The sequence below is a fragment of the Pseudomonas sp. WS 5021 genome (assembly GCF_012985535.1).
Lineage (GTDB): Bacteria > Pseudomonadota > Gammaproteobacteria > Pseudomonadales > Pseudomonadaceae > Aquipseudomonas.
The window spans coordinates 83,170-96,728 of sequence record NZ_JAAQWP010000001.1; the positions used below are offsets into that span (position 1 = coordinate 83,170).

Consider the following 13,559-nt stretch of genomic DNA (forward strand, 5'->3'; position numbering starts at 1 on the left):
GCTATGCGAACCTGCCCGGCAACCTCTTGTGCCTCCCCTGCTACCGCCCGACAGGCCGGCATGAGCCTGATCGAAGTGCTCGTCTCGCTGCTGATTCTCGGTGTTGGCCTGCTGGGGGCCGGGCTGATCCAGCTGAATGCGCTCAAGTACACCGACAGTTCCAGGATGATCAGCCAGGCGAGTTTCATCGCCTACGACATGCTCGACCGGATCCGCGCCAACGCTGGTGCCGACTATTCCTGGGGAAGCGACGATATCTCGCCTGCCAGCACCTTGGCCGCGAGTGTCCGCGACCAGGACTTGCATGACTTCGAGGCCAATATCAGCCACCTTGCCGGCGATTCCGCCAAAGGTTCGATTGCGATCAATCAGCGTGAGGTGACCATCAGCATCAGTTGGGATGACTCCCGTGCGGCCAAGGCCAGCAATACCCGTGAAATATTTACCCTGACCAGTCGCGTCGCTGTCGATCCGAGGCCTGTGCGATGAGGCGCTCCAGCCTGGGTTTGGGCCTGGTCGAAGCATTGCTGGCGGCGACCCTGGGGTTGCTCGTGGTCCTGGCGGCCGTCCAGGTAACCCTGGCCGCCCGAAGCAGTGCCGCCAGCCAGCACGCGTCAGCGTTGTTGCAGGATGACGGGCGATTCATCCTGGGCAAGATGATCCAGGAGATTCGCCTGGCGGGGATGTTCGGGTGTCTGTCCCTGCCTCTGATAGCTCAGGCGCCTGCTGATTTTTCCAGGCCGGTCAGCGTGGTGGTCAATGGTGCCTCGACCAGCCTGACACTGGTCACCGGCGATGTTGGTGGCCAAGGCAGTCGGCCTGACTGGACTGTGCTCAGCAATTGTGTCGACAACGCCCAGGCTTATTCGGATGTGCCGCCCAAGCCGGGGCCCGGGCAGATCGCCTTTCCCGTGCGCAAACTGACCTACACCTTTGAGTCGGGGCAGCTAAAACTCAGCACGCCAGCAACGCCGGCCAAGGCGGTGCTGGTGGATAACGTAGGGGCGTTCGAGTTGAGTTTCGGGATGGCCAGCCAGCCTGGCTCCAGTGTTGTAAACCGGTATGACAGCCATCCTGGCGACGAATCGCTGATCCGCAGTGTGCGTGTGCTATTGACGCTTCGCGACCCGGCAGGCCGTGTGCGGGACCAGGTCTACAGCGCCGTCGCCGCCGTGCGTAATCGCCTTGAATAGCGGGTGGCGGATCACGGCTCCCAGGCAGCGCGGCGTGGTGCTGTTGATCAGCCTGGTATTGCTGCTGTTGTTGACGGTTCTCGGTCTGTCATCGATGCAGGGCGCTACGTCGCAGGAACAGCTCGCCGGCAGCCTCAGGCATCGCAACCAATCGTTTCAAACCGCCGAAAGTGGGCTCCGGCTCGGTGAGTCGGCAGTGCAGGCACACGGATTTGGTTTGCCGCCCTGCCAGTCCCAAGTTACCTGCGCACCGCCTAACGAGGCATATGCCATCAGCCAGCCGGGCGTCGATCCAATTTCGGCTATCACCTGGGTCGGCATACAGGGAGGCGTCTATGGCATTCAAAACCTGGGGCCCGCTGTCGGGTTGGCACATTTGCCACCCGATACCCCGGCGACCTTGTATCGGGTCACTGCAGTGGGGATCAGCGGCCAGTTACGCACGGTTCTGGAGAGCGTCTATGCGCGGGTAGACCCGGAGGCCGCTGGGCGATTTCGACGAATTCTCTGGCGACAACTTCAGTAGGTGAGCATCACGATGAGCGGCAACTGCAAAGGATTCACCTTGTTAGAGTTACTGATTGCACTGGCGATCATCGGCACATTGGTCGCGGTGACTTATCCGGTGTATACCGCCCAGGTGAAAAAGGCCTATCGCACCGAAATCGTCGGGCTGCTCACGGAGCAAGCCCAGCACCTGGAGCGCTATCACGTGAGAAATGGCACTTTTATTGATGCAAGCGGCGTCAGTACCGGCAATGATCGCTATAGAATCACCGTGATACTGAACCCGCAGGACTTCACCTTGATCGCGACGCCTTTTGCAGGCGCGATGCTGGGTGATCCTTGTGGTGTGTTCAGTTTGACCAGCACTGGTGCGCGGACCAATCCCGGCGCTGTGCCCGGCACTACGCGTCAAGAGTGCTGGGGGCGATGAGGCGGGTGGGCGACGGGGCGCCAGCGGCGCTCCTTTCTTTTTATGGGCTGGATCGAACAATGACTAAGCAGCAAGTCGTGGTTGTGGGTGGTGGTGTTATCGGGTTGTTGACGGCGTTCAACCTGGCAACTCAGGGGGTGGTGGTTGTCGTGCTTGACCGTTCGTCGGTCGGCCAGGAGTCTTCCTGGGCCGGAGGCGGGATTGTTTCGCCGTTATACCCATGGCGCTACAGCCCGGCCGTCACGGCGCTGGCCCATTGGTCCCAGGACTTCTACCCGCAATTGGCCCAGCGCCTGTTTGCGGCCACCGGTGTGGATCCCGAGGTTCATACCACCGGCCTTTATTGGCTGGACCTCGACGACGAGGCCGCTGCCCTGGCCTGGGCTGAGCGGGAAGGCCGGCCGTTGAGCAAGGTGGATGTGTCGGCCGCCCGTGACGCGGTTCCAGTGTTGGGACCGGGGTTTGCACAGGCTATTTATATGGCAGATGTGGCCAACGTGCGTAATCCACGCCTGGTCAAATCCCTCAAGGCTGCACTGTTGGCGTTGCCTGGCGTGACCCTGCATGAACATTGCGCGGTACAGGGGTTTATCCAGGAGGGCGGCAGCATCGTTGGGGTCAATACGGCGCACGGTGAGGTGCGGGGTGATCAGGTCGTGCTTGCCGCCGGTGCCTGGAGTGGTGAATTGCTGGGTAGCCTGGGGCTGACGTTGCCGGTGGAGCCGGTCAAGGGCCAGATGATTCTGTACAAATGCGCCTCGGACTTTCTGTCCAGCATGGTCTTGGCAAAAGGCCGCTATGCGATCCCGCGCCGTGATGGGCACATCCTGATTGGCAGTACGCTGGAGCATGAGGGCTTCGACAAGACACCGACCGAACCGGCCCTGGAAAGCTTGAAGGCCTCGGCGGTGGAGTTGATTCCGGCACTGGCAGATGCCCAAGTGGTGGGGCATTGGGCTGGTTTGCGGCCTGGTTCGCCCGAGGGCATCCCCTATATTGGCAAGGTGCCAGGGTTTGAAGGGCTGTGGCTCAACTGCGGGCATTACCGCAATGGCCTGGTACTGGCGCCTGCGTCTTGCCAGTTGTTTGCTGACTTGCTGCTGGGGCATGAGCCGGTGATCGACCCGGCCCCTTATGCGCCCACTGGTCGAATATAAACCGGGGCTCCTACCGTTCCAGAGTACTCAGCGCTCGATAGATTTCGGTCCCTGCTCCAGATGCGCCTGGGTGCAGTACCAGTCCTGGCGTTGGCTCAATGCCCGGTCTTGAGGCAGATGCACGCCGCAGTGCGCACAGCGAACCATGGGCGCGGCACTTTGTTCGCCGGGCTGTTGCTGGGTCGAAGCGGGGCGCTTGAATTTGCGCCAGAACCATACCGCAGCAGCAATCAGGGCAATCCAGAACAGTAAACGAACCATGGCAGGCAGCTTCTCGACAGGGAATCCGGCAGTTTAGCCAAGGATGTTAGCGGCGCACAGGGTAATAAAGTCGCGCCATAAAAAAAGGAGCCCCGAGGGGCTCCTTCTTGCGCTGCCAAGACGGGTTCAGTCAAAGACACCGAACGTCATGTAGCTGAACCACGAGCGATCCTGGTTGTTGCCCAGGGCCTCTGGTGCCTCTTCCTCGATCACGTCGCCGTTCTCGTCGTGCGGCTTGAGCTCGGACGGAATGGCGTCCTTGGCGTCCTGGTATTGCTTGAGGATGTCCTGGTTGGCGCGGGTTTCGCCCGGCGGCAACGGTGGACGGGACTCGATCAGGCCCAGGGTGTACTTGCTCAGCCACGAGCGGTTGTCCGCTTCGGCAACCTGCGGCACAAACTGGCCGTCTTGCAGGCTAGGGTGGTCCGGGTAGTTGAGTTTCAGGGTTTCCAGGCTGGTAGCCGCCAGGGTGTCGAGGTGCAGGCGCTGGTAAGCCTCGGTCATCACTGCCAGGCCATCACCCACGGAAGGGGTTTCCTGGAAGTTTTCCACTACATAGCGACCACGGTTGGCGGCAGCAACATAAGCCTGGCGCGTCAGGTAGTAGTGGGCTACGTGGATTTCGTAGGAAGCCAGCAGGTTGCGCAGGTAGATCATGCGCTGCTTGGCGTCCGGCGCGTAGCGGCTGTTGGGGAAGCGGCTGGTCAGTTGGGCGAACTCGTTATAGGAGTCGCGCGCAGCACCTGGGTCACGCTTGGTCATGTCCAGCGGCAGGAAGCGCGCCAGCAGGCCAACGTCCTGGTCAAACGAGGTCAGGCCCTTGAGGTAGTAGGCGTAGTCCACGTTCGGATGCTGCGGGTGCAGGCGGATAAAACGCTCGGCAGCGGACTTGGCAGCTTCCGGCTCGGCGTTCTTGTAGTTCGCATAGATCAGTTCGAGCTGGGCCTGGTCGGCATAGCGGCCAAACGGATAGCGCGACTCCAAGGCCTTGAGCTTGGCCGTGGCGCTTGTGTAGCTATTGTTGTCCAGGTCGGCCTGAGCCTGCTGGTACAGCTCGACTTCACTGAGGTTTTCGTCGACGACGTCCTTTGTTGACGAGCAAGCAGCAGTCATGGCGAGGATGGCGATCAGCAGCAGGTGTTTCACTTGCATGGCGGCTTGCGTCCCTATGACGGCCGCTGTCTTGGGCGGGGCCGTCCTGTTATGATGAGCGCCCCGTTGAAAGCCTCGGGGCAAAAGACGCCGTATTTAACCACAAGCGCGCAGCCGAAACCAAAGGCTGTGCCACGCCTAGTCTGAGCATGTCCGATAAAATTGAACTTCGCGCAGAGGTGCCGTCCGAATTGGGCGGCCAACGCCTCGATCAAGTCGCCGCACAATTATTCGCTGAGCACTCGCGCTCGCGCCTTTCCGCCTGGATCAAAGACGGCCGCCTGACTGTGGATGGAGCGGTTATCCGCCCGCGAGACATAGTTCATGGCGGTTCGGTTCTTGAGCTGACTGCCGAGCAGGAAGCCCAGGGAGAATGGATCGCCCAGGACATCGAGCTGGATATCGTCTATGAAGACGACGACATCCTCGTGATCAACAAACCCGCAGGCCTGGTGGTTCACCCGGCGGCCGGGCACGCTGATGGCACCTTGCTCAATGCCTTGTTGCACCATGTGCCGGACATCATCAATGTCCCGCGCTGCGGCATCGTCCACCGCCTGGACAAGGACACCACCGGTCTGATGGTAGTGGCCAAGACCATCCAGGCGCAGACGCAGTTGGTCACACAATTGCAGAGTCGCAGTGTCAGCCGCATCTATGAGTGCATCGTGATTGGTGTGGTCGTGGCCGGTGGCAAGATCAACGCGCCTATCGGTCGTCACGGCCAGCAGCGCCAGCGCATGGCGGTGATGGAGGGCGGCAAGCAGGCCGTCAGCCACTATCGCGTGCTGGAGCGCTTCCGTTCCCACACCCATGTGCGGGTCAAGCTGGAAACCGGCCGTACCCACCAGATCCGGGTACATATGGCGCATATCAACTTCCCGTTGGTCGGCGACCCGGCCTACGGTGGTCGCTTCCGTATTCCGCCGGCCGCCAGCGTGACCATGGTTGAGTCATTGAAGTCGTTCCCGCGCCAGGCGCTGCATGCACGCTTCCTGGAACTGGATCATCCGACGAGCGGTGAGCGGATGAGCTGGGAATCGCCACTGCCCGACGACTTTGTCTGGTTGCTGTCGTTGCTCAAGCAGGACCGCGAGGCCTTTGTCGGATGAATGACTGGCTGATTCCTGACTGGCCTGCGCCGGCCGGGGTGAAAGCCTGCGTCACCACTCGTGCGGGCGGCGTCAGTCTGGCGCCGTTCGACAGCCTCAACCTAGGTGATCACGTCGAGGACAGCCCTGCAGCTGTGCTTGAAAATCGTCGTCGCCTCACTGCCGCGTTCGATATCCAGCCCGCCTGGCTGCGCCAGGTGCATGGCGTGGTCGTGGTTAAGGCCGACCCGGGACAGATTGCCGAGGCTGATGGCAGTTGGACCGAGACGCCGGGCGTCGCCTGCACGGCGATGACCGCCGATTGCCTGCCGGCCCTGTTTTGCAACAAGGCCGGTACCCGGGTTGCTGCGGCCCATGCCGGCTGGCGTGGCCTGGCGGCGGGTGTACTGGAAGCTGCCGCCGACAGCTTGGGGGCTGTGCCGGCCGACGTACTGGTGTGGTTAGGCCCGGCGATTGGCCCCAAGGCCTTTGAAGTCGGCCCGGAAGTGCGTGAAGCGTTTATGCAGCAACACCCGCAAACCGCGCAGGCCTTCGTTCCCGGCCACAACCCCGGCAAGTTCCTGGCCGACATCTACCAGTTGGCGCGCCTGCGCCTGGCTGCGCGTGGAATCACCGCCGTCTACGGTGGCGGCTTGTGCACCGTGACCGATCCGCGCTTCTTTTCTTACCGGCGCAGCCCGCGCACCGGTCGATTTGCCTCCCTGATCTGGCTCGAACGCTAGACTCTGCTGATCCATATCAAGCAGTGCCGGCTTGAATCTTCCAGAATCCACCCCATCTATAGGGGTATCTGGCAGGTTTCTTCATTCAGGATGCGTTAATCGCGGGCAAGCTCGCTCGCACATAGCTCCGGCCTGCTCAAAAGGAAGGTGACTAATGCGTATTGATCGTTTAACCAGCAAATTACAATTGGCGTTATCGGATTCCCAATCCCTGGCGGTTGGCCTCGACCATCCGGCCATCGAGCCCGCGCACTTGATGCAGGCACTCCTCGAACAGCAGGGTGGTTCTATCAAGCCCCTGTTGATGCAGGTGGGCTTCGACGTCAACAGCCTGCGCAAAGAGTTGAGCAAAGAGCTCGACCAACTGCCGAAAATCCAGAATCCGACGGGCGACGTGAATATGTCCCAGGATTTGGCGCGCCTGCTCAACCAGGCAGATCGCCTGGCCCAGCAGAAGGGTGACCAGTTCATCTCCAGCGAACTGGTGTTGCTCGCCGCCATGGATGACAACAGCAAGCTCGGCAAGTTGTTGCTGGGCCAGGGCGTGAGCAAAAAGGCCCTGGAAAATGCCATCAACAACCTGCGCGGCGGCGAGGCGGTGAATGACCCCAATCATGAGGAGTCACGCCAGGCCCTGGACAAATACACCGTCGACCTGACCAAGCGCGCCGAAGACGGCAAGCTGGATCCGGTGATCGGGCGTGATGACGAGATTCGTCGCACCATCCAGGTCCTGCAGCGTCGTACCAAGAACAACCCGGTGCTGATCGGTGAACCTGGGGTGGGTAAAACTGCCATCGCCGAAGGCCTGGCCCAGCGCATCATTAATGGTGAGGTGCCGGACGGCCTCAAGGGCAAGCGCTTGCTGTCCCTGGACATGGGGGCGTTGATCGCCGGTGCCAAGTTCCGTGGCGAGTTCGAAGAACGCCTCAAATCCCTGCTTAACGAGCTGTCGAAGCAGGAAGGGCAGATCATTCTGTTTATCGACGAACTGCACACCATGGTCGGCGCTGGTAAAGGCGAAGGCTCGATGGACGCAGGCAACATGCTCAAGCCAGCACTGGCCCGGGGTGAGTTGCATTGTGTGGGGGCGACCACGCTCAACGAATACCGCCAGTACATTGAAAAGGACGCGGCCCTTGAGCGTCGCTTCCAGAAAGTCCTGGTGGAAGAACCGAGCGAAGAAGACACCATCGCGATCCTGCGTGGCCTGAAAGAGCGTTATGAGGTCCACCACCGCGTGGCAATCACTGACGGTGCGATCATCGCGGCGGCCAAGTTGAGCCATCGCTATATCACTGATCGTCAGCTGCCGGACAAGGCCATTGACCTGATCGACGAAGCGGCCAGCCGGATTCGCATGGAGATCGACTCCAAGCCTGAGGTGCTGGACCGCTTGGAGCGCCGCCTGATTCAACTGAAAGTGGAATCCCAGGCGCTGAAAAAAGAGGACGATGACGCGGCGAAGAAACGCCTGGAAAAACTCCAGGAAGAAATCGTCCGCCTGGAGCGCGAGTATTCGGACCTGGAAGAAATCTGGACCTCGGAAAAAGCCGAAGTACAGGGTTCCGCACAGATCCAGCAAAAAATAGAGCAGTCGCGCCAGGAACTGGAAGCTGCCCGCCGTAAAGGCGACCTGAACCGCATGGCCGAGTTGCAGTACGGGGTGATCCCGGATCTGGAACGCAGCCTGCAAATGGTCGACCAGCATGGCCACAGCGAAAACCAGTTGCTGCGCAGCAAGGTGACTGAGGAAGAAATTGCCGAGGTTGTGTCCAAGTGGACCGGCATTCCGGTGTCGAAGATGCTGGAAGGCGAGCGTGACAAACTGTTGCGTATGGAAAGCCTGTTGCACCAGCGCGTGATTGGCCAGGAAGAGGCCGTGGTGGCAGTGTCCAATGCGGTGCGGCGTTCACGGGCCGGTTTGTCCGACCCGAATCGCCCGAGTGGCTCGTTCATGTTCCTCGGCCCGACCGGTGTGGGCAAGACCGAGCTGTGCAAGGCCCTGGCCGAGTTCCTCTTTGATACTGAAGAGGCGATGGTGCGTATTGATATGTCCGAGTTCATGGAGAAACACTCCGTGGCTCGTTTGATCGGAGCGCCACCAGGCTATGTGGGCTACGAGGAAGGCGGCTACCTGACCGAAGCGGTACGGCGCAAGCCTTACTCGGTGATCCTTCTGGATGAGGTCGAGAAGGCCCACCCGGATGTGTTCAACGTGTTGCTGCAAGTGCTGGAAGATGGCCGGCTGACAGACAGCCACGGGCGTACCGTGGACTTCCGTAATACGGTGATCGTGATGACCTCCAACCTGGGCTCGGTACAGATCCAGGAGATGGTCGGGGATCGTGAAGGCCAGCGTGCTGCGGTAATGGACGCGCTGACCAGCCACTTCCGCCCGGAATTTATCAACCGGGTCGACGAAGTGGTGATCTTCGAGCCTTTGGCGCGGGATCAGATCGCTGGCATTACCGAGATCCAACTGGGTCGCCTGCGCAGCCGTCTGGCAGAGCGCGAGCTGATGCTGGAACTGAGCAGCGAGGCCTTGGACAAGTTGATCGCGGTTGGCTACGACCCGGTGTATGGCGCACGGCCTTTGAAACGTGCGATCCAGCGCTGGATCGAGAACCCGCTGGCGCAACTGATCCTCTCGGGCAGCTTTATGCCGGGGACCAGCGTCAAGGCCACCGTGGAAAACGACGAAATCGTCTTCCACTAAGCCTGCAACTGGTGGTTATAAGCAGAGGCCCCGCATTGCGGGGCCTTTTTTTTCGATAGGGCGTTGAACTGTAAGGCAAAGGCTTGTAAAGTGCGCCCCGCAGCAACGTCAGCCCACGGGTTTCTTCTCCCCAAGGAGAAATCAGAAAGAAGCGCAAATCATTGTCTTAAAAGCAATTTAAAGGGTTGACAGGGGTTTTTAAGATTGTAGAATAGCGCGCCTCAGACACACGAACGTAGCGATACGGACGGGTTGAAGAGAAGGTAGTAAGCAGTATCGTAGTACTTTGAAATATGTAGTTCCGTGATAGCTCAGTCGGTAGAGCAAATGACTGTTAATCATTGGGTCCCAGGTTCGAGTCCTGGTCACGGAGCCAATTTCAAACCGGGGTATAGCGCAGTCCGGTAGCGCGCCTGCTTTGGGAGCAGGATGTCAGGAGTTCGAATCCCCTTACCCCGACCATTTTTGGGTCGTTAGCTCAGTTGGTAGAGCAGTTGGCTTTTAACCAATTGGTCGTAGGTTCGAATCCCACACGACCCACCATTTTTGAGACCAGTTAACGCTGGAATCGAATCTTAAGATCAGAGGCCAAAAGTCCTGATCGAAGAAGGCGACTTGAAAAGGTCGCCTTTTTTTTACCGGGGTATAGCGCAGTCCGGTAGCGCGCCTGCTTTGGGAGCAGGATGTCAGGAGTTCGAATCCCCTTACCCCGACCATATTAAAAATCCTCGTATCGAAAGATACGGGGATTTTTTTTGCCTGTGCAAAAGCTGAAGTTACCTCGATCAAATGTGGGAAGGGGCAAGCCCCCTACCACATTGAGCAGTCCCACACTGGGCCGCGTTGTTAGTGGAGCTTGAGCCGCGGCTCGGTGCCTCGGCCAATCTTGCTACCCAGCATCAACATCATCGTGCGGAAGAACCCGTACAACGCCATCTGGTGCATGCGGTACAGCGACACATAAAACATCCGCGCCAGCCAGCCTTCGAGCATCACACTGCCGGTCAGGTTGCCCATCAAGTTACCCACAGCCGAAAAACGCGACAGCGAGATCAGGGAGCCATAGTCGGTGTACTTGTAGCTGGGCAGTGCCTTGCCTTCGATGCGCAATTTCAGGGACTTGGCCAGCAGCGACGCCTGCTGGTGCGCTGCTTGGGCCCGTGGTGGAACGGCGCGGTCGGTGCCTGGCTGCGGGCAGGCGGCGCAGTCGCCGAAGGCGAAGATATTCTCGTCACGGGTGGTCTGCAGGGTTGGCAGCACCTGCAATTGGTTGATGCGGTTGGTCTCCAGGCCGTCGATGTCCTTGAGGAAACCTGGCGCGCGAATCCCGGCGGCCCACACCTTGAGGCTGGCGGGGATCACTTGGCCGCTGCTGGTAATCAGGCTGTCGGCAGTGACTTCGCTCACGGCCGAGTTGGTCATGACCGTCACGCCAAGCTTTTCCAGGGTTTTATGCACAGGCCCGCTAATCCGCTCTGGCAGGGCTGGCAATACCCGAGGGCCGGCTTCGATCAGGGTGATGTGCATGTTTTCCGGCTTGATCCGGTCCAGGCCATAGGCCGCCAGTTCATGGGCGGCGTTGTGCAGTTCGGCGGCCAGTTCGACGCCGGTAGCGCCAGCGCCAACGATTGCCACGCTGATTTGTTCCACCACATCGGTTTGCCCGGCATGGGCGCGCAGGTAGTGGTTGAGCAATTGCTGATGGAAACGTTCGGCCTGCTTGCGGGTGTCGAGGAACAGGCAGTGCTGTGCCGCGCCTTCGGTGCCGAAGTCATTGGTGGTGCTGCCGACGGCAATCACCAGGGTGTCATACCCCAGCACGCGTGCAGGCACCAGCTCGCGGCCTTCTTCATCAAGGGTTGCGGCCAGTTGGATTTTCTTCTGTTCACGATCGAGCCCGCTCATGCGCCCTAGCTGGAACTCGAAGTGGTTCCATTTTGCCTGGGCAACATAATTGAGTTCGTCTTCAGAAGAGTTCAGCGAGCCGGCCGCCACCTCGTGCAGCAGGGGCTTCCAGATATGGGTCAGGTTGGTATCGACCAGCGTAATGCTGGCGGTACCGCGCTTGCCCAGAGTCTTACCCAGGCGGGTAGCCAACTCCAGGCCGCCGGCGCCGCCGCCGACGATAATAATACGATGGGTCATGGGGGTATCTCGCAAGGCTAAAAGAAATCGGTGCAGTTACCCGAGCGAGCGCCAGGCAGCTCATAGCGTCAGGTAACTCAAAAGACGGCTCAGAATGCCCAGGCCAATCACCACAACCAGTACCACCCCAAGGAGCAGCCACGGCCGGAAAGGCTTGCGCTCAACCTGGTGCTGGGACAGTTGCAGGTACTCTTCGACATGTTGTTGGTCGTCAGGGTTCAGGCGGCTGGTCATAAAGGCCTCGTCAGGTAGACGTTGCAGAAGGGCACCACGTTACAGGCTGATACCCACATCGAACACTATGCTGCGCCCCAGGTTGTTGCGCAAGAAATCCGGCGCGTCCGGATGGGCGAACAGCACCCGCGCAAAGGTCGGACCGACCAATGACAGCGAGCGCCAGCCCTGGCGCAGGTACTCGGTGGGCGGCGGGAAATGGCTGTTGAGGTCCAGCACTTCGCGCTTGAGGCTGGCGAAGGCGATGATATCCAGCTCACCCAAGTCCATGCCGCGTTCTTTGTAGTTATGGGCTTTCTTGCGCAGGGTCGGCGCCAGGCGCAGGAGGAATTCATGGGCGGGAATGCGCCTGGGCTTGGCCTCGCGCCGCACCAATTGGCTCAGGGAAAAGGCACTGCGCCGGCGCAGCAGTTCGTCGCGCCATTCGTCATTCAGGCGCCGGCCTTCGTCGAGGACAAAAAACACCTCGAAACTGGCATCGCGAAACAGCACATCGGGCGGTTCTTGACCCGCGGCATGAAACTCTTCGGCGCGGTAGGGCACATTCAGGCCTTGCAGCAGGCGCTGGCAGACCCAACGCTCACGCTCCCATTTGCGGGCATTGGACAGGAACGCGTTGGCTTGTTCGGCCGCTATGGTGAGCAGGCGCAAATAATCTGAGTCATCCATGGTTCCAGCTTAGCGTTCAAATGATGACCGCAGGAAGTCCCGTGTGAAAAGGCTCGGTGTAGACTGGCGGTTCGGTTGACGGTTTTGCACAAGGAGTTTGCGGTGAGGTTTTTGCTTGCGGTATTTCTGAGCTTTCTGCCCCTGTGGGCCCAGGCGGTTGAACTCGGGGAGCGGTTGGCGCCGTGGACCCTGCTCGACCAATTCGACCAGGCCTACACCCTGGATAGCCAGGCGCAGGTCCTGCTGGTGGCGCGCAGCATGGACGCGGCCAAACTGGTGGATACGGCATTGCAGGGCCAGCCCAAGGGGTATCTGGAGGCGCGCCATGGGGTGTTTGTCGCCGATATCCAGCGCATGCCGAGGCTGATCGCCAAGCTTTTCGCGGTCCCTGCGATGCGGGCCTACAACTACCGGGTGATGCTTGACCGTGATGCGCGGATTGCTCCGCGTTATTCGGCGCCTGTGGATAAAGTGCTGTGGCTGCAACTGGAAGACGGCAAGCTGGTGGCGCGCCATGAGTACGCCTCTGCCGCCGAACTGCGCCAGGCCCTGGAGCAGGTGCAGCCGTGATCAGCGCCGCCGTGCTGGCACCGCACACCCTGTGGCTGGGCTGGCTGCTGTATGCGCCGGTGATTGTATGGGCGATCCTGCGCTCGTCCTGGGTCGAACTGTTTGCCGACCGGCGGCGCCAGCATCTGTTATTTGGCACGGTGTTCGCGCTGTTCATGCTGTGGTTGGTGCGCCGGGACTTCGACACCGGGGTGTCCTACCACTTTATCGGCATGACCGCCGTGACCCTGCTGCTCGACTGGCCATTGGCAATCGTCGGCGGGCTCGCGGCGCAACTGGGGCTGGTGCTGCTCGGGCGCCAGGACTTGGCGGCAGTCGGGGTCAACGGCGCGCTGCTGGTCCTCTTGCCGGTATTGGTGACTGAGACGTGCGCGTTGCTGGTGGAACGGGCGCAGCCGCGCAATCCCTTCGTGTATATCTTCTGTTCCGGCTTTTTTGCCGCCGCATTGTCGGCGTTGCTGTGCCTGTTGGCCGGCCTGGGCCTGTTGTGGCTGGACGGGCGCTTTGCCATGCCCGAGTGGATCGAGGACTTCATCGGTTACCTGTGGCTGATCATATTTCCCGAAGCGTTTATCAACGGCATGGTGATCAGTGCGCTGGTGGTGTTTTGCCCGGAATGGCTTGAGACTTTCAACCGCACGCGCTACCTCTCGGCGCCCTGGAAAGATGACAATTCACGCCCTTGATC

15 protein-coding genes and 4 tRNA genes are annotated in these 13,559 nt (G+C 60.2%); 14 read left to right on the forward strand and 5 right to left on the reverse strand.

The window, feature by feature from the left end; translation table 11 throughout:
• The first annotated feature begins 3 nt into the window (after positions 1–3).
• From pilV to thiO, 5 genes are read left to right on the forward strand one after another with little or no spacing between them, the layout of a single operon-like run.
• A complete protein-coding gene (pilV, locus tag HBO19_RS00390; protein WP_170057083.1) occupies positions 4–489 on the forward strand; it encodes a type IV pilus modification protein PilV in 486 nt (161 codons plus the stop codon).
• Complete coding sequence (locus HBO19_RS00395; RefSeq protein WP_169951049.1) at positions 486–1,193, forward strand: pilus assembly protein PilW; 708 nt, start codon at positions 486–488, stop codon at positions 1,191–1,193. Before pilV ends, HBO19_RS00395 begins: the two co-directional genes overlap by 4 nt.
• Before the next feature lie 34 nt (positions 1,194–1,227).
• Positions 1,228–1,719, forward strand: a complete 492-nt coding sequence (locus tag HBO19_RS00400; RefSeq protein WP_170056705.1) for a PilX N-terminal domain-containing pilus assembly protein — start codon at positions 1,228–1,230, stop codon at positions 1,717–1,719.
• Positions 1,720–1,731: 12 nt separating this feature from the next.
• Positions 1,732–2,130, forward strand: a complete 399-nt coding sequence (locus HBO19_RS00405) for a type IV pilin protein (RefSeq protein ID WP_170056706.1) — start codon at positions 1,732–1,734, stop codon at positions 2,128–2,130.
• A 59-nt stretch (positions 2,131–2,189) separates the two neighbouring features.
• On the forward strand, positions 2,190–3,287 hold the full coding sequence (gene thiO / locus HBO19_RS00410; RefSeq protein WP_170056707.1) for a glycine oxidase ThiO: 1,098 nt from the start codon (positions 2,190–2,192) through the stop codon (positions 3,285–3,287).
• Between the two features lie 27 nt (positions 3,288–3,314).
• Here the strand turns inward: thiO and HBO19_RS00415 are convergent, their stop codons facing one another.
• Complete coding sequence (locus tag HBO19_RS00415) at positions 3,315–3,548, reverse strand: PP0621 family protein (protein WP_169951040.1); 234 nt, start codon at positions 3,546–3,548, stop codon at positions 3,315–3,317.
• A 126-nt stretch (positions 3,549–3,674) separates the two neighbouring features.
• On the reverse strand, positions 3,675–4,700 hold the full coding sequence (locus HBO19_RS00420) for an outer membrane protein assembly factor BamD (RefSeq protein WP_169951038.1): 1,026 nt from the start codon (positions 4,698–4,700) through the stop codon (positions 3,675–3,677).
• Positions 4,701–4,849: 149 nt separating this feature from the next.
• Here HBO19_RS00420 and rluD point away from each other — a divergent pair, with 149 nt between their 5' ends.
• The 7 genes from rluD (at position 4,850) to HBO19_RS00455 (ending at position 9,969) form a co-directional block, all read left to right on the forward strand.
• The gene (gene rluD, locus HBO19_RS00425) at positions 4,850–5,812 is read left to right on the forward strand and encodes a 23S rRNA pseudouridine(1911/1915/1917) synthase RluD (RefSeq protein ID WP_029292014.1); all 963 of its coding nucleotides are present in this window, start codon (positions 4,850–4,852) and stop codon (positions 5,810–5,812) included.
• Entirely contained in the window at positions 5,809–6,534 is a 726-nt protein-coding gene (gene pgeF, locus HBO19_RS00430) for a peptidoglycan editing factor PgeF (RefSeq protein ID WP_169951036.1), read from the forward strand. Before rluD ends, pgeF begins: the two co-directional genes overlap by 4 nt.
• Before the next feature lie 154 nt (positions 6,535–6,688).
• Positions 6,689–9,253 carry an ATP-dependent chaperone ClpB gene (clpB, locus tag HBO19_RS00435; RefSeq protein WP_092230488.1) on the forward strand — a complete coding sequence of 855 codons (2,565 nt, stop codon included), beginning with the start codon at positions 6,689–6,691 and terminating at the stop codon, positions 9,251–9,253.
• A gap of 300 nt (positions 9,254–9,553) precedes the next feature.
• Positions 9,554–9,629, forward strand: a tRNA-Asn gene (locus tag HBO19_RS00440).
• Positions 9,630–9,638: 9 nt separating this feature from the next.
• Positions 9,639–9,715, forward strand: a tRNA-Pro gene (locus tag HBO19_RS00445).
• Between the two features lie 5 nt (positions 9,716–9,720).
• Positions 9,721–9,796 (forward strand) — tRNA-Lys (locus HBO19_RS00450).
• A 96-nt stretch (positions 9,797–9,892) separates the two neighbouring features.
• Positions 9,893–9,969: transfer RNA gene (locus HBO19_RS00455), tRNA-Pro, on the forward strand.
• Between the two features lie 130 nt (positions 9,970–10,099).
• On the opposite strand, the gene HBO19_RS00460 is transcribed toward HBO19_RS00455, so the two are convergent.
• The 3 genes from HBO19_RS00460 to HBO19_RS00470 are packed head-to-tail and all read right to left on the reverse strand — an operon-like array spanning position 10,100 to position 12,301.
• Positions 10,100–11,398 carry an NAD(P)/FAD-dependent oxidoreductase gene (locus tag HBO19_RS00460; RefSeq protein ID WP_170056708.1) on the reverse strand — a complete coding sequence of 433 codons (1,299 nt, stop codon included), beginning with the start codon at positions 11,396–11,398 and terminating at the stop codon, positions 10,100–10,102.
• A gap of 60 nt (positions 11,399–11,458) precedes the next feature.
• The gene (locus HBO19_RS00465; RefSeq protein WP_169951032.1) at positions 11,459–11,632 is read right to left on the reverse strand and encodes a DUF3094 family protein; all 174 of its coding nucleotides are present in this window, start codon (positions 11,630–11,632) and stop codon (positions 11,459–11,461) included.
• A gap of 39 nt (positions 11,633–11,671) precedes the next feature.
• Positions 11,672–12,301 carry a DUF1780 domain-containing protein gene (locus HBO19_RS00470; RefSeq protein WP_029292005.1) on the reverse strand — a complete coding sequence of 210 codons (630 nt, stop codon included), beginning with the start codon at positions 12,299–12,301 and terminating at the stop codon, positions 11,672–11,674.
• Between the two features lie 102 nt (positions 12,302–12,403).
• Between HBO19_RS00470 and HBO19_RS00475 the strand changes: the two genes are divergently transcribed.
• Together HBO19_RS00475 and HBO19_RS00480 are read left to right on the forward strand one after the other, a co-directional pair.
• A complete protein-coding gene (locus HBO19_RS00475; protein WP_170041714.1) occupies positions 12,404–12,871 on the forward strand; it encodes an FAD/FMN-containing dehydrogenase in 468 nt (155 codons plus the stop codon).
• Positions 12,868–13,557, forward strand: a complete 690-nt coding sequence (locus HBO19_RS00480; RefSeq protein ID WP_169951027.1) for an energy-coupling factor ABC transporter permease — start codon at positions 12,868–12,870, stop codon at positions 13,555–13,557. The genes HBO19_RS00475 and HBO19_RS00480 overlap by 4 nt, the downstream gene beginning before the upstream one ends.
• Positions 13,558–13,559: the final 2 nt, after the last annotated feature.